Genomic DNA, 18811 nt, shown 5'->3' on the forward strand with positions numbered 1-18811 from the left:
ATCGATAAGTGCGGGATCAGCTGCCAGTAAATGTCCGATTTGTTCAAAGGTCTTTAGGTCATACCCTTGTGGTACGAACCATCAGTGGGTGATAAACATCCCCCAACTAATTGAAGTTTCACTTTATTCTACAAAACAACATAGGAGATGACATAAAATGGATAGTATGCTTAAAAGAAAATGGGTTGTCGTATGTATTGCTATTTTTTGTTCCATTTTATGGGGGAGTGCATTTCCAGTATTGAAAGTAAGCTATGAAGAATTACAAATGGCTAAAGATGACACAATTGCTAAGATTGTTTTTGCTGGAATGCGCTTTTTATTAGCAGGTCTAATTCTTTTAGTGGGATTAATTTTTTCTAATCCTAAGAAATTATTCGTTACGAAGCGACAGATTCTTTTTCTAGTAATCTTCGGAATTCTTCAAACTAGTTTACAGTATTTCTTTTTTTATAATGGGTTAGCAGAAGTTTCTGGTATGCAAGGAGCTATTTTACTATCAAGTGGTACTTTTTTTACGGTTGTCTTAGCCCATTTCTTTTATACAAATGACCGTATCAATTGGAAGAAAACAGTAGGGCTTATGGCAGGATTTGCAGGGATTATTGTTGCTAACTGGGGGGAAGAGCTTAAACTCACTTTTCAGGTAACGGGAGAGGGATATATGATACTGGCAGCTTTAACAAGCGCCATAGGGACGATTATGGCAAAGGAGCTTGCTATCGGTATCCATCCTTTTGCGTTAACTGGTTGGCAGTTAACGATAGGGGCAGGTCTTATGCTAGTGATTGGTATTCCGCAGTTGCAAGAAAATGCGATAACGTTTACACCACTTGGGTGGATGCTTTTTATTTACTCCGCACTGCTTTCTGCTGTCGCTTTTGGCCTCTGGTACTCTATTCTGAAATTTAATAAGGCTGGCGAGATAAGTATGTTTAAATTTATTACACCCGTTTCAGGAGCGATCTTGTCTGCGATGTTTATCCCTGGGGAGTCATTAAACATCTTTATCATGGGAGCATTGATACTTGTAGCTACTGGAATAATTGCAGTAAATTACAAAGGACAGAAAAGAAAAGTGGTAAACGTCTCTAAGGATAGCTAACTTTATATAGGAGGGGAAATAATGAGAATGTATAAAGAGTGGGAAGATATTACAATTACTGATCAAAATAGAATGAAACCGCGAGCTTTTTTTTATTCTTATCCAAATAAACAGACAGCTATAGATGGAGACCCAGAGTATACGCATCATTTTAAAAGCTTAAATGGGTTATGGGACTTTCTTTTTCTATCTGCCCCTGAATACTCACCAGTAGGCTTTGAGCAAATTAATCATGATCGGAGCAGTTGGGATTCTATACAGGTTCCAAGCAATTGGCAAATGGAAGGTTATGGTAAGATGCATTACTCTGATGTGTGGTATCATTTTCCCATTCGCCCGCCGTATGTACCATCTGATAATCCGACTGGTATTTATCATCGGAAATTTTCAATTGATACAACTTGGTTAAAAGATGATGTGATTTTGCGCTTTCATGGAGTTGATTCAGCCTTTCATATTTGGATAAATGGGGAGATGGTAGGCTATAGTAAAGGTGCTCGTATGACATCAGAGTTTACGATTACTCCTTATGTGATGGACGGAAAAAATGAAATAACAGTCCGTGTATACCAATGGTCTGATGGTACGTATTTAGAAGATCAGGATATGTGGTGGTTAAGTGGAATCTTTAGAGATGTTGAACTATATACGCAACCTAAATCAGGAATAGAGGATTTTAAAGTAGAAACTAACGTAAAAGATCAATTTTCCAAGGGAGAATTATTAGTGAGTGGAAGTATTCGTGGCTGGCAAGAAAATATTCGCATACAATATGAACTAGTAAATGACCAGCAGGAAACGGTTGCTTTAGGAAATCAATGTATTGGTGAAAGATTTATAATTAAGGAAATAATTCCTCAACCTGAGCTGTGGAGTGCAGAATCTCCCTACTTATATACGTTACACTTAACGGTTCTACTGGATGATCAAGTGATCGAGGTAATCCCACAGCAAATTGGATTTCGACACATTGAAATCAAAGGGAAAACGTTTACGGTAAATGGTGTAGCAATTAAGCTAAAGGGAGTAAACCGTCATGATTTCCATCCAGCTACCGGTAGAGTGGTCTCAAAAGAGGATATGCTACAAGATATTCTCCTAATGAAGCAACATAATATCAATGCGATTCGTACAGCACATTATCCAAACCACCCATATCTATATACATTATGTGATACGTATGGGATCTATGTAGTTGATGAAGCAGATCTCGAGTGTCATGGTTTTGAATTAACGAATAATTTTAATTGGATCTCTGATAATCCATTATGGGAAGATATGTATGTAGATAGATTAATACGAATGGTGCATAGAGATAAGAACCATCCATCGATAATCATGTGGTCATTAGGTAATGAATCAGGATTCGGTCATAATTTTAAAGTAATGGCCAAACACTGTAAAGATATAGATTCAACGCGTTTAGTCCATTATGAAGGTGATAGCAAAGCAGAAGTAACGGATGTATATTCTACCATGTATACATGGCTTGAAAATCCACCAGAAGGAAGAAAAACCATGCAAGCTATTGCTGAAACAACTAAAAAACCACATATCCATTGTGAATACGGTCATGCGATGGGTAATGGTCCTGGAGGATTGAAAGAGTATCAGGAGCTTATAAATAAATATGAGCATCTACAAGGTGGGTTTATTTGGGAATGGTATGATCATGGGATTGAAACGGTCGATGAAAACGGTAGCAAATATTACCGGTATGGTGGAGATTTTGGAGATGATCCAACGAATGGGAACTTTTGCATCGATGGTCTATTAATGCCTGATCGTACACCTTCTCCAGCATTAGTAGAGTATAAAAAAATAATTGAGCCTATAGATACGACTGCTGTTGAACTGAATCAAGGTAGGATAAAAGTAGAGAACAGGTACGACTTTATATCATTAAACCATGTCACATTACATTATGCGATTGAGCGGGATGGAGAAGCACTGCATGCTAGGACTTGTGCATTACCTCCTATTCCAGCAAGAACAGCGGAGGAAATTATACTAGATCTTGATTTTAACTTTTATAAAGAACCTGGTACGGAATATTACCTAACATTATCATATCTGACCAACCGAGATTTCACTTGGAGTGCAAAGGGGCATGAGCTTGCAACTGCCCAATTTAAGCTGCCAATTACAGTAGAAAAAACAAAGCCTATTTTGCCAAAGGGTGCTTTAACGTTAAAGGAAACGCAGCACACAATAGAAATTATTAATAGTGAGGTTGAGATCATTTTTGATAAAGTGAATGGTCAAATGATTTCATGGAAGAAAAATGGCCTTGCTGTTGTTGAAAAAGGTCCTAAATTACAGTTTTGGCGGGCTCCTATCGATAATGATATGCATATATTAAAGGACTACAAAGAAAAATATTTTATGCATTTATGGCATGAGGTAGTGGAGGAAGTTCAATATAAACGTACTGACAATACAATAATTATTACTGTTAAAACAGTAAATGGGACAACGAATTCTGCTTGGTATTATGAATGCATGTATCAATATCACATTTATCCTAATGGAGATATGTTGTTTCAGGTTTCAGGTACGCCTAGTGGAATAATCGAAAACGCACCAAAAATGATACCTAGAATTGGTGTAGAAATGCGGCTTAATAAAGATTGTGATACTACTCGTTGGTATGGAAGAGGTCCTGGTGAGTCATATAGTGACTCTAAACAAGCCAATCAAATAGGAGTATACGAACGTTCGGTTAGTAAATTATTTACTAATTATGTTTATCCACAGGAGAATGGAAATCGAACAGATACACGATGGGTGCGTTTTGTCGATCATGACGGTGTCGCTATCATGGCAGTAGGTACGCAGTCGACCTTTGATTTTAATGCGAGTTATTATGAGATAAACGATTTAGAACATGCTAATCATACGATTGATTTAGAGAAGAGGCCATACATTGTGCTTCACTTAGATCATAAGCAAAATGGGTTAGGTTCTAATTCCTGTGGGCAAAATCAGTTAGAAAAATATCGTTGTAAATTTGAATCTTTTTCGTTTGAGCTAAAACTATCTGTGTATTCAACAAAGGAAATTAGTGATATAACGAAAGCGAAGGAACAGCTTGAGGTATAATAAAAAAATTGTTCAAAAGCAATTCATGGCTGGCAGTAAGTCCCCAGCTTCAAGGGATAAAGTGAAGCCACTATGGATAAGAGGGGGATCAACTGCCAGTAAATGTCCGTAACTTCGTGGGGGGTAAACACACCCCACACGGATGGAAGTTTCACTTTATCAATAGTTGCTCCATGATACAATAGAGACAACGTTATTATTATTCGGAGGATGCTATGCAACGAGGTACATTTAAACTGATGAAATCAGTAAACAAGTCAATCATTTTAAATAAAATAAGGAAATTTGAGCCAATCTCTAGGGCGCAGATTGCCAAGGATACGAAACTAACTCCACCAACTGTCAGTAGTATTGTAAAGGAGTTAATTGATCAGCAAATTGTATTGGAAAGTAATCGTGGTCAGTCCATGGGTGGCAGGAAACCGACGATGCTTCATATTAATAAAACAGCTTTTTATATTTTAGGTGTTGATGCAGGACCAGAACAGATAGAATGCATTGTTGCAGACCTTGCTGGTAGAATTCAAGCAAGGCATTCGTATACACTTGATTTACCTGTAACTAATGATGCTTTTCTCTCTTATTTAAAGGAATGCATTCATCAAGTACTTCGTCAAACGAATAAGGATATAGAGGAAATTATGGGGATTGGAGTAGCGATGCACGGGGTGGTAAACGTTGAAACAGGAACCTCGTTATTCGCTCCAAACCTTAATCTAACACATATACCAATAAAGGAAATGCTTGAGCAAGAGTTCCATGTCATGGTTAAAGTGGAAAATGACGCACGTGCAATGGCCTTAGGTGAGGCATGGTTTGGAGGTCACGGTGATTTAGACAGTATGGTTGCTGTTAATTTGGGAAGAGGTGTAGGTGCAGGCATCGTAACGGAAGGGAAGTTATTCCACGGTGCACAGGATATTGCCGGAGAAATTGGTCATATGACCATTGATATTAATGGTGATATTTGCGAGTGCGGTAATCGTGGTTGCTTGCAAACATTTGCCACTGGTCCTGCTATTGCTGAACGTGCACATAGAAGGCTAAGTCAGAATGGTCAGTCAGCCTCGTTTAAATTGACTGGAGAAAGTGTTTTTGAACTGGCTAAGGCTGGAAATCAAATTTATATAGATGTTTTAAAAGAAACTGGTGATTGCATCGGTGTCGGTTTAACCAATTTAATTCATATGATTAACCCAGAGAAAATTATATTAGGTGGTGGGGTGATGAATAGTGCATCCTTTATCTTACCTGCTATCCATGAGAGGATAAAACGCTGTGCACTAACCCAAGATGCTAAAGAAACAAAGGTAGCTGTAACAAAGCTAGGAAGTGATGCGACGATTTTAGGGGCTGTATCATTGCTACTCACCGAAATATTTGACCCAGTAATATGATGGATCGTTTATCCCAAAGACAAACAAATATGGATAAGAGGTGGTATCAACTGCCAGTAAATGTCCGATTGGTTCGGGCCTACATGGAAGTAGGTCACAAAGGCGTTGCCACAGGACGTGGCGATTTAAGCCTTTGTACGTATTTGTTTCAGTAAAAGCTGGATGGAAGTTTCACTTTATCCCGCATATAACTGGCAGTAAGATTCCACTTCAAGCAATAAAGAGAAGCCAATATGGATAAGAAGGGTATCAACTGCCAGTAAATGTCCGATTGGTTCGGGCCTACATGGAAGTAGGTCACAAAGGCGTTGCCACAGGACGTGGCGATTTAAGCCTTTGTACGTATTTGTTTCAGTAAAAGCTGGATGGAAGTTTCACTTTATCCCGCATATAACTGTTTCACTTTATCAAACTGTTCATTTTTAACAAACACCATTGAATGATTGTAATCAAAAGGGCAACCTTGTGAGCTGCGGCCTCAAAGGGTTGCTCTTTTCGTAGTCTAGAAAATTAAAAATTCGTCCATGTGGATAAATATGGGCGTGTTGAGCCGTGTACAGCTCCAGCGTCCAGAAACTAGGCGATTTCACGAATTGTCCTACGATAAGTATTATCGGCTGAAAAGCTCCTTTATCTCCGTTGACTGGCTACAGTCGCTAGTGACGAGCGTTTTCTTATGTTTCTCCTCCTTTTACTAGAATCGGAAATAAGAAGAAGGTATTCAGTCTATAATTTTTCAAAAATTATAGACATTCAAAATTCGCTATGCTAGTATTAAAAACAATTAGTAAATATTTAATAATGAATTTACTAAAATTTAGGAATTTAGGAATGTAGACATGAGGTGACAAACGTTGGGTTTCTCAATAGGAGTTGATATTGGAGGTACAAAAATTGCTGCTGTGATTGTGGATGAACAGGGTGTTATTTTGTATCGATCAAAAGTGAGTAGTAATACGAATAATGCGGAAAGTATGTTTAAACAAGTAGTTACTTGTATTGATCAGGTGTTAAAAAAAGCAAATCTATCTATCTCACAAATTAAAGCAATGGGAGTAGGGGTTCCAGGGAAGGTAGATCGTTTAAACGGGATAGCTGTTTACCAAAATAATTTACCTTGGATTGATTTTCCATTAGTTAATAGACTTAGAGAGGCATTCTCTATTCATCATATTGTTATCGATAACGATGTTTACATGGCAGCCTATGCGGAGTGGAAGAAGTTAAATGTAGCACCGAATTCCACTTGTGTGTATGTAACGATCAGTACTGGAATTTCATGCTCTATTATCCAAAATGGATCCTTTTTGAGAGGAGAAGGATTTGCTGGAGAAATTGGCTTGTGTCCTATTACAGGTGTTGATGGACAACTAACCACTTTAGAAAATGCAGCATCTGGGCCTGCTATATATAAGCTTGCTAGAGAGAGAATGGGGAATTCCATTACATCAACACAAGACTTTTTTCAGGCGTATATTGCTGGGGATAAGTTAGCTAGCGATGTTATGGATGAGGTTATTCTTGCGATTTCTCAAGGTATTTATTCGATTATTAGTTTATTAGATCCACATCAAATTGTACTTGGTGGGGGAGTTATAAATCATCATCCATTTCTACTAGATTTAATTAAACAAAATATTGGTCTGTTTTTAATCTCTGAGCAAAAAGAAGCGCTTGGGCGAATTACCGGGAGCAAATTAAAGGGAGATTCAGGTGTGATTGGCGCTGCACTTTGCAGTTGGGAGAATGTAATGTGCAGTAATACAACTCCTGAACAAAATTTCACTTTTTAAAGACCTAACATTTAGTAGGAGGTGGAAAAGCAAGCGAAGCTAGGTCTTTTACAAATTGCTATAGGAAGGTGACAAGATGAAAAAATTTTATGTAGTATTGATTATTTTTCTCGTATTTACGTTAGGGGCATGTTCCTCGAATGATGAGGGTGCTAGCGCTGATGGGAAAGCAACAATTAAATATGCATACTGGGATAAGAATCAAGAGGATATGTTAAAGGATATTGTGAAAGCGTTTAACAAAGATTATCCGAATATTCAGGTGAAATTGGAATTAACTCCATATGATCAATATTTTACAAAATTAGATGCTGCTGCAACAGGTGGAAGCTTACCGGATGTTTTTTGGATGAATGGGCCGAACTTTGTAAAATATGCTTCCAATGAGATGCTTGAACCGATAAATAATCGTATCAAGGATGATGAGCTAGATTTGTCTCCATATCCTAAAGGACTGCTAGGTCTATATCAATATGAGGATAAGACCTATGCGCTACCTAAAGACTATGACACTGTTGGATTATGGTATAATAAAAAACTTTTTGATGAAGCAGGGATTGATTATCCGAATGAGGCATGGAAATGGGATGATCTCGTGGAAGCTGCCAAAGCACTAACAAACCCAGATAAAGATATCTATGGCATTGCCGCCTTTATTCAAGATGCGCAAGCTAGTTATTTTAATACTATTCTAGCAAATGGTGGTTATATTATTTCTGAAGATAAGACAGAATCGGGTTTCGATGATCCAAATACGATAGATGGTATTCAAAAATATTATGATTTAATTCACAAACATAAGGTTTCACCGACACATGCCCAAATGGAAACAACAGATGCAACAAGTATGTTTGAATCAGGAAAGGTTGCGATGATGTTTCAAGCTTCGTATATGATTCCACAATTTAAAGCAAATGAATATACGAACGAGCATGCTGATGTAGCCCTTTTACCAGAAATGCAAAAGCGCTCAAATGTAATCCATGGATTAGGAAACGTCATAGCTAAGAACTCAGAAAACAAAGATGCAGCTTGGAAGTTTGTAACGTTCCTAAGTTCAGAGAAAGCCGCTGTTATGCAAGCGGAATCAGGAATTATTCCTGCATATGAAGGCACACAAGATGCTTGGACAAAATCGACCCCTAATTTTAATTTACAAGTATTTTTAGATATGGCTGAGGTCGCAGAACCTTACCCTGTGTCCAAGGATACTTCCAAATGGTCCACAATTATACAGGATAATCTAGCTAAGGCTTGGTCTGGTCAAATAACTGTAGAAGAAGCAAGTGAAAAAATAGATAAACAGATGGAAGAAGTTCTAGCAAGTGAGTAATATATTAAGCTCAGTACATCGAGGTGATTATATATGAAGGATACTAAGGTAGCGACACGCCAGATGTCGACACTAAAAAAGAATGATATTTTCTGGGGTTATTTATTTATTGCACCAACATTATTGGGCTTACTAATCTTTTATATTTTCCCTGTCTTTCAAACATTCTATTATAGCTTCAATGATTGGGGAGATTTTGGTAATTACAGCTGGTCAGGCTTACAAAATTATAAAGACATGTTCGATGATCCGCAAATATGGTATTCATTTAGAAATACGCTTGTTTATGCGTTTGTAATGGTTCCATTTAGTATTGCTATTTCGATCGTAATAGCTGTATTGCTAAATCAAAAGATAAAGGGTCTTACTATATATCGTACATTGTTTTTTCTTCCGGTTGTCACAATGCCAGCAGCAATAGGGATGATTTGGAAATGGTTATATAATGCAGACTATGGAATTATTAATCATATGCTTGAATGGTTTTCTATTGACGGTCCTAGCTGGCTCACGGATCCTAATTGGGTTTTAATATCCATCATTATAGTAGGAACCTGGAGCGCGATAGGAACAAATATGGTTATCTTATTATCTGGATTACAAGGAATACCAAAGTCTCTATATGAAGCAGCGTCTTTAGACGGGGCTAGTCCTATATACTCATTCTTTAAGATTACGTTGCCTTTACTTTCACCAACGATCTTTTTTGTTGCTGTTATTTCATTTATTTCTGCTTTTCAAGTATTCGATTTTATATTTATGATGGTCAGCCCAACCAATCCAGCAATTGACAGTGCTCAATCCGTTATTTACTTGTTCTATCATTATGCATTTGTTATTGGAGAGAAAGGTATTGCAGCGGCAATTGCTTTTGTGTTGTTTATTATCATTCTCGTATTAACAATCATTCAATTTAGATTACAAAAACGCTGGGTTCATTATGAGTAGAAAGAAGGTGTTTGTATGGAAAATGTCAGTAAATCTCGGAAACTAGTCATCCACTTATTATTACTATGTGGTGCAATATTAATGATTGGTCCGTTTTTATGGATGATATTAACCTCATTGAAAACAGTTGGGGAAGCAGCGCAAATTCCGCCAAAAATATTTCCAGAAGTCTTTCAGTGGAGCAATTATAAAGAGATATTTGACTCATTTCCTTTTGCTGGATTCTATTGGAATACTTTTATTACAACTATTATTAAAACGATTGGACAGTTATTCTTATGTTCTTTAGCAGCATACGCATTTGCGCGTATTAAGTTCCCAGGAAGAAATTTCTTTTTTATTTTATATTTGTCTGTATTAATGATACCTCCACAGGCTTTTTTAATACCACAGTACCAAATTATAGCTAATCTAGATTTGTTAAACACATTAACAGCCCTCGTTCTTCCAGGATTATTTAGTGCTTTTGGAACGTTTTTATTACGGCAATTTTTTATGACAATGCCAGATGAATTAGAAGAGGCTGCGAAGATAGATGGCTGTAATCATTTCCAAATCTATTGGAGGATTATGTTACCATTAGCTAAACCAGGGTTAATTGCTCTTGCTATCTTTACGATACTCTGGTCATGGAATGATTTTCTATGGCCGTTAATTGTTAATAGCTCTCCTGATAAGATGCCTTTATCAGCAGGGTTAGCTTCATTACAAGGGCAATATAGTACGAATTATCCCGTATTAATGGCTGGAACGTTTTTAGCATCTTGGCCGTTAATCATCATCTTTATGTTATTCCAAAAGGCATTTGTTGAAGGTATCGCTCTATCAGGGCGAAAAGGGTAATGTTATCTTAAATAATCGAAATCATTTGTAGGAGGAGAGGGGCGATCACAGTGCGAAAAATAAAAGCGGTTCTAATTGGGGCAGGAGATAGAGGAGCTAAAGCATATGCTCCTTATGCAATAAATTATCCGCATGAATTAGATATTGTCGCAGTCGCTGAGTTAAACAAAGATAAAAGAAAATCTATTGCCGATACGCATCATATTTCGGAAGATAAGTGCTTCTCTTCGTGGGAAGAATTACTTGAAGCAAATATAGAAGCAGATGTTGCCTTCATATGTACACTGGATCGACAACATTTTAAACCGACGATAAAGGCGATTGAAAAAGGATACCATATTTTATTGGAGAAGCCGATGTCTCCAGATCCTGCAGAGTGTATTGAAATGGAAAGAAAAGCGAGACAGCATAATAGGTTGCTGACAATTTGCCATGTACTTAGATACACAAATTTTTGGTCAACGATAAAGCGAGTGATTGATGAAGGAACGATTGGAGATATTGCTTCTATTCAATTGAATGAGAATGTAGAAATTATGCATATGTCTCATAGTTTTGTTAGAGGAAATTGGAATAATAGTAACCATTCTAGCCCAATGATTTTGCAAAAGTCTTGTCATGATATGGATATATTAATGTACTTAATGGATCAGCCATGTAAGCATATAAGCTCTTTCGGTTCACTCATGCATTTTCATGAAGGAAATAAACCACATGGAGCTCCAGAAAGATGCTTGGACGGTTGTCCGGTTGAGAATGAATGTCCCTTCCATGCTGGAAATTATTACTTAGGTGAAGGAAAGGGCTGGGCGAAGAAATTTACGACGGACCATACTCGAGAAGGAATTATACGTGCATTGGAAACAACTCCTTATGGGAAATGTGTGTATCAATCTGACAATAATGTGGTGGATCATCAAGTTGTTAATTTAGAATTCGTAAATGGAGCCACAGCTACGTTTAGTATGTCTGCTTTTACAAGAGAGCAAACTAGAATTGTGCAAATTATGGGAACGAAAGGTGAAATTAGAGGGAAGATGGATGAAAATAAGATTTCAATTTATGACTTTTTGTCCAAACATGAAACAGTTATTCATTTAAGCAAGCCTGTAAGTGGTCACGGTGGTGGTGATGAAGGAATCGTGCGTGATTTCCTTCGAGAAGTAAGAAGCTTTGATGGAGAAATCAATATAAGCAAGACCTCTGCAACGAAATCATTGGAGAGTCATCTCATTGCTTTTGCCGCTGAGGCGTCTAGACTTGAAAATGGTAAAGTCATTCTACTGGAGCATTTTCTGAAAGAGAATAGGAAACCTAGTTTATCACAGTGAGCAACCTGTAAGCCTACCACCTTCGCTATAAACCAAAGTAGAATTAAAAGAAGTTGAAGTGGGTGATGCAGCTAGGATTAGTGGGGATGAAGAACATCTCCCCTTTTTCTTTATCCTACATATAACTGGCAGTAATACCCGTACGCAAGATACCACTATGGGGAAGTAGGGGATCGCCTGCCAGTAAATGTCCGATTGATTCAAAGCTTTAGGTCATAGCCGTGTGGTACGAACCATCCGTGAGGGATAAAACAAACCTCCTACTGTTTCACTTTATATGCGAATGAACAGACTGGTGCCTTCTTAAATCGAAAAATAAATGGTTAATATATGGCAGAAATCTTTCTGTCATTTTTCTTTGTAAGTTAAGAAAGTATAAAATCAGTGCAATGACTGCGTTAAGCCAAGTAGTTATTTTGAAATGTTTGATGTATATTGGCAATGCTCCGACTAATTACTTCGCTTTCGGCGGGCACGGCCTCAACTAACTTTGCAAAGAAGAACACGTTGCAAAGTGGATTTTCGGCTCGCGCAATTCCCGCAGGAGTCTACGTAATTAGTCTCCGCTATGAGAAGGTGCAACAATTCTTGTCATAAGTAATAGGTTGACTTTTTTTACAAAAAATCGCTATCCGTGAGTATAAAAGCAGCTGTGTTACTTCATGCTAGCGTTGTAGAGCCTGATGATAGCGAAGGGCGGCCACTTCAACTCCTGTGGGAAATGTTTGACCTGAAGATCCACTTTTTTGAGCGGGTTTTGCTAAAAAAGTTAGCTGAAGGACAAACCCCACGGAAAGGGAAGTGGGCAGCCGGAGTGGTGGTCAAGCAGTAGCTATTATTCCATAATAGCTACTAGGGGGAGCGTAAATCGGAGCATGTTTTGATAAGGACTGAGCGAATTTTGCTCCGTTTTTCTTACAGAAAACAGACGCTAGTATTGGGAAATGGTAAAATAGTTACTAGTAGATTAGGGATTTAGGAGTGATGTTGTTGGCAACGATTAAGGATATAGCACAAAAAGCTGGTGTGTCACCGGCAACTGTTTCACGTGTACTTAATTATGATGCAAGCTTATCGGTGGCAGATGAAACAAAGAAAAAAATTTTTGAAGCAGCTGAAGAACTGTCTTACCGAAAGAAAACATCAAAAAAGTACCATGGTACGAATATAGCTATTGTACATTGGTATACAGAAAAAGAAGAGCTGAGTGATCTGTATTATCTATCAATTCGCCTTGGTATTGAAGAACGATGCAAAGCGTTGAATATAAATTCTCAAGTATATTTTTTTAATAGTATAGATGAAATTTCTAGTGAAGGCATTGATGGAATAATTGCCGTAGGTAAATTTAGTAATGGACAGGTTAAGGAATTAACCGCTATTAACCCACATGTGGTATTTGTTGATTATAGCCCAGATGAAGATAAATATGATGCGATTGTCATTGATTTTGAAAAGGCGACAAGAACGGTTATTGACTATTTTATTCAAACAAATCATCAGTCGATTGGGTTTATTGGTGGTAGGGAGTTGTTAAAGGGAGAGGTTGAAGAGCTTATTGACCTGCGAGAAAAAACCTTCGAATCATATATGAAAGAAAAAGCATTATATAATGAGCGGTTTATGTATGTAGGGTCGTTTTCGGTGGACGATGGTTATCAGCTAATGAAACAAGCAATCGAAGAATTAGGTGATGATTTGCCAACTGCATTTTTTACGAGTAGTGATGTCATGGCAATTGGCAGCTTACGTGCGCTTCATGAAGCCAACCTTCCCGTTCCTGATCGAGTTAGTGTAATTGGTTTGAATGATATGTCTGTATCTAAGTATGTGTATCCTTCTTTGAGCACGATTAAAGTATATACAGAAATTATGGGAGAAACAGCTGTGGATACGTTGGTTGAGCGATTGGCAGGAAGGAAAATAGCAAAGAAAATATTTATTGCAACAAAGCTTGTTATTCGTAAAAGTGTGCGATCTTAGACATAATTGAAGCACTAAGTTAATAATAATTGAAATTAAAGCCTTTACATTTTTGTAAGGATTTTATATACTAAAGGCAACTGGTAATAACCACTTTAAGTAAGGGAGGTGGAAGTCCGAATTGGATAAAAGTAGTAAGGTACCTTTGTATTTACAATTAATGGAAGAATTAATTAAGAAGATAGACAATCAAGTATATCAAGAACATGAAAAGCTACCTTCTGAGCGCGAATTATGTGATATGTATGATTTGAGTAGGATAACCGTCAGGCAGGCGCTACAGGAATTAGAGAGGGAAGGCTATATTTATAAGCTTCATGGAAAAGGTACCTTCGTTTCTGCAACATCTTATAACCAAGATTTAGTAAAGCTCTATAGCTTTACAGAAGAAATGCAAAAGATGGGTAAGGTTCCCATGACACAAGTATTGTCCTTTGAAGAAATTGCGGTGGAAGAAAGACTAGCAACAAAAATGGATATCAAACCGCACGATGAAGTTTTTCAAATTATTCGATTACGACTTGCCGATAATGAGCCATTAATGTATGAAACATCCTATTTGCCAAAGAAACGATTTCCTAATCTAACAAAAGCACAGTTAATAGAAAGACCAATGTATGATGTGTTTTACCAAGAATATCAAGTAGTAGTAACGAAAGCACTTGAGCGCTTCTCTGCTGCTAGCCTTCGAGAGACAGAGGCACGTTATTTAGGAATACCCTCTCAGCAGCCAGCAATGCTAATCAAACGATTTGCCTATCATCAGGATCAGTTAATTGAATATACTGTTAGTGTGGCTAGAGGAGATAAGTTTGATTATACGGTAGAATTGACTTAGATTGTACTCTATTAAGTATTAAATGAAATCTTAATAGAGTATTCTAATAGAACAACTGGTTATGACAACATAACCACAAGTAGATTTGGAGGATATTAGATGTTTAATTTAACAGAGCATGAACTGCAGAATAAGATGGCAGGTTTTACCGCGCAGGAAATCAACCAGCAGCCTGAAGTTTGGAAAGAGACAGTTACAACACTTTTTGAAAATAAAGAATCAATGAGAGGTTTTATTGAATCTATTTTTTCAAAGCATGATCATGTAAGAGTACTATTAACAGGGGCTGGTACCTCAGCCTTTGCAGGGGATATCCTTGTTCCAGAGCTACAAAAGCAGTATCAAGGGAATGTACAATTTGAAGCAATTGCCACAACGGATATTGTCTCTAATCCTTCTCATTATCTGTTCAAGGATATTCCAACGATCTTGGTGTCATTTGCAAGATCAGGAAATAGCCCAGAAAGTGTAGCAGCCGTACAATTAGCAGGATCGATTATTAGTGACTTTTATCAGGTAGTTATTACCTGTAATCCGCATGGCGAATTGGCAAAAAGCACGGAACAAGATGCGAATAGCTTAACAATCCTTACACCAGAACAAGCTCATGATCAAGGATTTGCTATGACTAGTAGTTTCACAAGTATGATGCTAGCTTGCTATGGATTATTTACGGTGTATCCGTTTACTGGTGATAATGTTTCTAAAGTAATTGCTAATGGTGGGAAACTAGTCAACCAACTTACGCCTATTGTCGAGGACATTTTACAATTCGATATAAAACGTATCGTTTATTTAGGATCTGGATTGCTCAGTCAATTATCTCATGAAGCAGCACTTAAAATGCTAGAATTAACGGCAGGTAAGGTGGTTGCTGTACATGAATCGTCATTAGGTTTTCGCCATGGTCCAAAATCAATTTTAAATGACGACACCATTGTTGTCCTTTTCATGTCACAGAATCCACATACGAGAAGATATGACCTAGATATGCTAAAAGAATTGTCCGGAGAAGATTCTAAAATGAAAATTGTCGCTGTTACAGAAAAAACAGATTCCGAGATAGAGGGATATGCTGACTGGGTGATTCCGGTAAATAGTGATAGTGAACAACTTACGAATGATTTTTATTTAGGTCTACTCTATATTATGTTTGCTCAAGTACTTGCTCTGAAAATGTCTATTAAGCTTGGTATTACTCCAGATAATCCGAGTCCTGATGGAAGAGTAAATCGAGTCGTGCAAGGAGTAACCATATACGAATACAACCATGCGTAACATAGGAGCCTAATTAGGTTCCTAAATAACAAATTTGATAGCACTTACATGAAGTGATTTATATAAATGAAGGGATGAATAATATGACAACACCGAACATTTTATTAACACGTATTGATAATCGCCTAATCCATGGCCAAGTAGGGGTCACATGGGTAAATCACTTAGGAGCCAATCTTGTCGTAGTTGCAAATGACAAGGTTTCAGAAGATGAGGTACAGCAAAGCTTAATGGATATGGTGCTTCCTGATGTCATTCAAGCGCGTTATTTTTCTTTGAAAAAAACGATCGATGTGATTCATAAGGCTTCTCCAAAACAAAAGATTTTTCTAGTCGTAAAAGATGTTCAAGACGCACTTGCCTTAAAGGAAGGTGGCGTTCCAATTGACCATATTAATGTCGGAAATATGCATTATGAGGAAGGAAAAAAACAAATTTCATCAACTGTTTCGGTAGATGACGAAGACATTCAAGCTTTTAAGAAACTCGATAAACTAGGAGTAAACCTTGATCTACGTGGTGTACCAAATGAAAAAGGACAAAATATTCTTGAGTTAATTTAAACGTAGATGGCAACACATTATTTGTGTAGGAGGAGGAATTGAGTATGTTAATGGAAGCTATACTAATTGCCTTATGGGCCGGAATCATCGGGATAGATTTATATAATGGATTAACACATATTCACCGTCCAGTTGTTACCGGTCTTGTTGTAGGTTTGATTTTAGGAGATGTAACTACTGGTTTAATCGTTGGAGGTACACTCGAGTTAATTTGGATGGGGATGGTACCACTCGCAGGTGCCCAACCTCCTAACGTTGTAATTGGTGGTGTTATTGGAACTGCTTTTGGCGTCATAGCAGGGCAAGATCCAAAGGTTGCGGTAGGAGTTGCTATACCTTTTGCCGTTGCTGTACAGGGATTAATTACACTATTCTTCACGGTTTTTGCTCCGGTCATGCATAAGGCTGACCAATATGCATTAGAAGCAAATGCTAAAGGAATAGAACGGATCAACTATATGGGACTAGGGATTCTATTTGTTTTTAATGCAGTAATTGCCTTTCTTCCCATCTATTTTGGAGCTGAACGAGCGGCTGCGTTTGTTGAAACAGTCCCGCAGTGGATTATTGATGGTTTATCTGTTGCGGGGGGGATTATGCCTGCAATTGGCTTTGCCATGCTACTTCGTATCATGATAAAAGTGGAGTATATTATGTTCTTCATTGTAGGCTTTATTTTAGCCGCATATCTAGAGCTTCCGATCTTAGCCATTGCATTAATTGGTTTAGCAATAGCTCTGTATGATTTCTATCAAAATAAGAACAAGCAAGGTCCTACACCGAAAGAGGAGGAGATAGCTGATGGTATCTAATAGTTATCAATATGAAGATACGGCTTCCGCACAGGACTTACAACCGAAGCAACTTCGACATCTAGCTTGGCGGTCATTGCTTTTACAGGCATCGTTTAATTATGAACGGATGCAGGCAGCTGGGTGGCTGTATTCCATATTGCCTGGATTAAAAGTGATTCATAAGAATAAAAAAGATCTAAGTAAATCGATGAAGGATCATATGGAATTCTTCAATACGCATCCTTTTCTAGTTACATTTATTATGGGTGTCATTCTAGCAATGGAGCAAAAGAAGGAAGATAGAGATGCAATTCGTGGTATTAAAGTAGCTACAATGGGACCTTTAGGTGGAATAGGCGATGCCTTGTTTTATCTAACCCTATTACCAATCACTGCTAGTATTGGAGCTTCATTAGCAGTAAACGGGAATATTCTTGGTCCATTTGTATTTTTGATCATGTTCAATGTTATTCACTTCGGAGTCCGTTTTGGGTTAATGAGTTATGGATATAAAACTGGAGTGAAGGCAATCAGTAAGTTGAAAGAAGGCACAAAGCATGTATCCCGTGCCGCATCTATTGTGGGGTTAACAGTAGTTGGCGGGCTAATAGCCACTTATGTTTCTTTCAAAATTGATTATACGTGGACACAGGGTGAATCAGAATTAAATGTACAAACAGATATTTTAGATCAAATCATGCCAGCAATGCTTCCTTTAGCCTATACCTTACTTGTATATTGGCTACTAAAAAAAGGTCGTTCACCAATTGTGTTAATTGGCCTTACTGTATTCGTTGGTCTTGTAGGTTCATTCTTTGGAATTATGTAAAGTAAATTATATTTTATCCCACATATAACTGCAGTAAGCCCCCACTATGGGTAGACGTGGGATCGACTGCCAGTAAATGTACGATTGGTTCAAAGACCTTTAGGTCATACCCTTGTGGTACGAACAATCCGTTGGGGGAAATAAAACCCCAAGGTTTGAAGTTCACCTTATCCTAGTTTTATATCGAGAAAGGATGTTTGAGATGATTGGAATTGTCGTTACAGGCCATGGATCATTCCCAAATGGGATTTATGAATCTGTTCGGCTAATCGCAGGAGATGTAGAAAAATTAGAGGTCGTTCCCTTTGAAGAGGATCAAGATAAATTAGAAGAAGCACTCCTTAAAGCGATTGAAGTAGTTGATGAAGGGGAAGGCGTAGTCTGCTTTGCTGATTTAGCAGGGGGTACACCTTTTAATGTAAGCTCGCGAATCGCATCAACTAGAGATCAAGTGCATGTAATTGGTGGAACGAATTCACCAATGCTATTAAGTGGCTTGTTTCAAAGGCAGCAACCGATAGATAGCTTTGTTACTAGTATCATTTCAGAGGGAAAGGAAAGCATTAAAGCCTTTGAAGTAAAGAAGAAGAGAGCTGTCAATGAATCGGATGGTATTTAAAATAAGATGCTGCAGTAATGGGTAGCGGTAGTAGACAAAATTAATTCACGAACAG

Annotated in this window: 16 protein-coding genes; all 16 read left to right on the forward strand. The window is 37.7% G+C overall.

The annotated features are described in order from the left end of the window. The first annotated feature begins 157 nt into the window (after positions 1 to 157). The 16 genes from RVS70_RS03005 to RVS70_RS03080 all read left to right on the forward strand — a co-directional run bounded on the left by RVS70_RS03005 (position 158) and on the right by RVS70_RS03080 (position 18756). Complete coding sequence (locus RVS70_RS03005; protein ID WP_121603849.1) at positions 158 to 1105, forward strand: DMT family transporter; 948 nt, start codon at positions 158 to 160, stop codon at positions 1103 to 1105. A 21-nt stretch (positions 1106 to 1126) separates the two neighbouring features. After that, complete coding sequence (gene ebgA, locus RVS70_RS03010) at positions 1127 to 4207, forward strand: beta-galactosidase subunit alpha (RefSeq protein ID WP_205389039.1); 3081 nt, start codon at positions 1127 to 1129, stop codon at positions 4205 to 4207. Positions 4208 to 4422: 215 nt separating this feature from the next. Further along, positions 4423 to 5604: an ROK family transcriptional regulator gene (locus RVS70_RS03015; RefSeq protein WP_026682522.1), complete on the forward strand. Its 1182-nt coding sequence runs from the start codon at positions 4423 to 4425 to the stop codon at positions 5602 to 5604. Between the two features lie 854 nt (positions 5605 to 6458). Further along, positions 6459 to 7397 carry an ROK family protein gene (locus RVS70_RS03020; protein WP_321132488.1) on the forward strand — a complete coding sequence of 313 codons (939 nt, stop codon included), beginning with the start codon at positions 6459 to 6461 and terminating at the stop codon, positions 7395 to 7397. A gap of 76 nt (positions 7398 to 7473) precedes the next feature. Beyond that, entirely contained in the window at positions 7474 to 8730 is a 1257-nt protein-coding gene (locus RVS70_RS03025; protein WP_026679629.1) for an ABC transporter substrate-binding protein, read from the forward strand. A 33-nt stretch (positions 8731 to 8763) separates the two neighbouring features. After that, positions 8764 to 9678 (forward strand): carbohydrate ABC transporter permease, encoded by a 915-nt coding sequence (locus tag RVS70_RS03030; RefSeq protein ID WP_026679628.1) that lies wholly within the window; start codon positions 8764 to 8766, stop codon positions 9676 to 9678. Positions 9679 to 9693: 15 nt separating this feature from the next. Further along, positions 9694 to 10521: a carbohydrate ABC transporter permease gene (locus RVS70_RS03035; protein ID WP_026679627.1), complete on the forward strand. Its 828-nt coding sequence runs from the start codon at positions 9694 to 9696 to the stop codon at positions 10519 to 10521. A gap of 50 nt (positions 10522 to 10571) precedes the next feature. Continuing rightward, on the forward strand, positions 10572 to 11852 hold the full coding sequence (locus RVS70_RS03040; protein WP_026679626.1) for a Gfo/Idh/MocA family protein: 1281 nt from the start codon (positions 10572 to 10574) through the stop codon (positions 11850 to 11852). Between the two features lie 634 nt (positions 11853 to 12486). Beyond that, positions 12487 to 12684 (forward strand): hypothetical protein, encoded by a 198-nt coding sequence (locus RVS70_RS03045; protein ID WP_121603847.1) that lies wholly within the window; start codon positions 12487 to 12489, stop codon positions 12682 to 12684. A gap of 158 nt (positions 12685 to 12842) precedes the next feature. Further along, positions 12843 to 13835: a LacI family DNA-binding transcriptional regulator gene (locus tag RVS70_RS03050; RefSeq protein ID WP_026682295.1), complete on the forward strand. Its 993-nt coding sequence runs from the start codon at positions 12843 to 12845 to the stop codon at positions 13833 to 13835. 121 nt (positions 13836 to 13956) lie between these two features. Next, positions 13957 to 14673 (forward strand): GntR family transcriptional regulator, encoded by a 717-nt coding sequence (locus tag RVS70_RS03055; protein ID WP_321132489.1) that lies wholly within the window; start codon positions 13957 to 13959, stop codon positions 14671 to 14673. A 99-nt stretch (positions 14674 to 14772) separates the two neighbouring features. After that, positions 14773 to 15951: an SIS domain-containing protein gene (locus RVS70_RS03060; protein ID WP_051388396.1), complete on the forward strand. Its 1179-nt coding sequence runs from the start codon at positions 14773 to 14775 to the stop codon at positions 15949 to 15951. Between the two features lie 83 nt (positions 15952 to 16034). Further along, positions 16035 to 16514 carry a PTS N-acetylgalactosamine transporter subunit IIB gene (gene agaV / locus RVS70_RS03065; RefSeq protein WP_026682298.1) on the forward strand — a complete coding sequence of 160 codons (480 nt, stop codon included), beginning with the start codon at positions 16035 to 16037 and terminating at the stop codon, positions 16512 to 16514. 44 nt (positions 16515 to 16558) lie between these two features. Next, complete coding sequence (gene agaW, locus RVS70_RS03070) at positions 16559 to 17326, forward strand: PTS N-acetylgalactosamine transporter subunit IIC (RefSeq protein ID WP_026682299.1); 768 nt, start codon at positions 16559 to 16561, stop codon at positions 17324 to 17326. Then, positions 17316 to 18137 carry a PTS system mannose/fructose/sorbose family transporter subunit IID gene (locus RVS70_RS03075; protein ID WP_026682300.1) on the forward strand — a complete coding sequence of 274 codons (822 nt, stop codon included), beginning with the start codon at positions 17316 to 17318 and terminating at the stop codon, positions 18135 to 18137. The genes agaW and RVS70_RS03075 overlap by 11 nt, the downstream gene beginning before the upstream one ends. 202 nt (positions 18138 to 18339) lie before the next feature. Further along, positions 18340 to 18756 carry a PTS sugar transporter subunit IIA gene (locus RVS70_RS03080; protein WP_026682301.1) on the forward strand — a complete coding sequence of 139 codons (417 nt, stop codon included), beginning with the start codon at positions 18340 to 18342 and terminating at the stop codon, positions 18754 to 18756. Positions 18757 to 18811 lie beyond the last annotated feature (55 nt).

The sequence above is a fragment of the Virgibacillus sp. M23 genome (genome assembly GCF_034190895.1).
In the GTDB taxonomy this organism is placed as follows: domain Bacteria; phylum Bacillota; class Bacilli; order Bacillales; family Amphibacillaceae; genus Virgibacillus; species Virgibacillus salarius.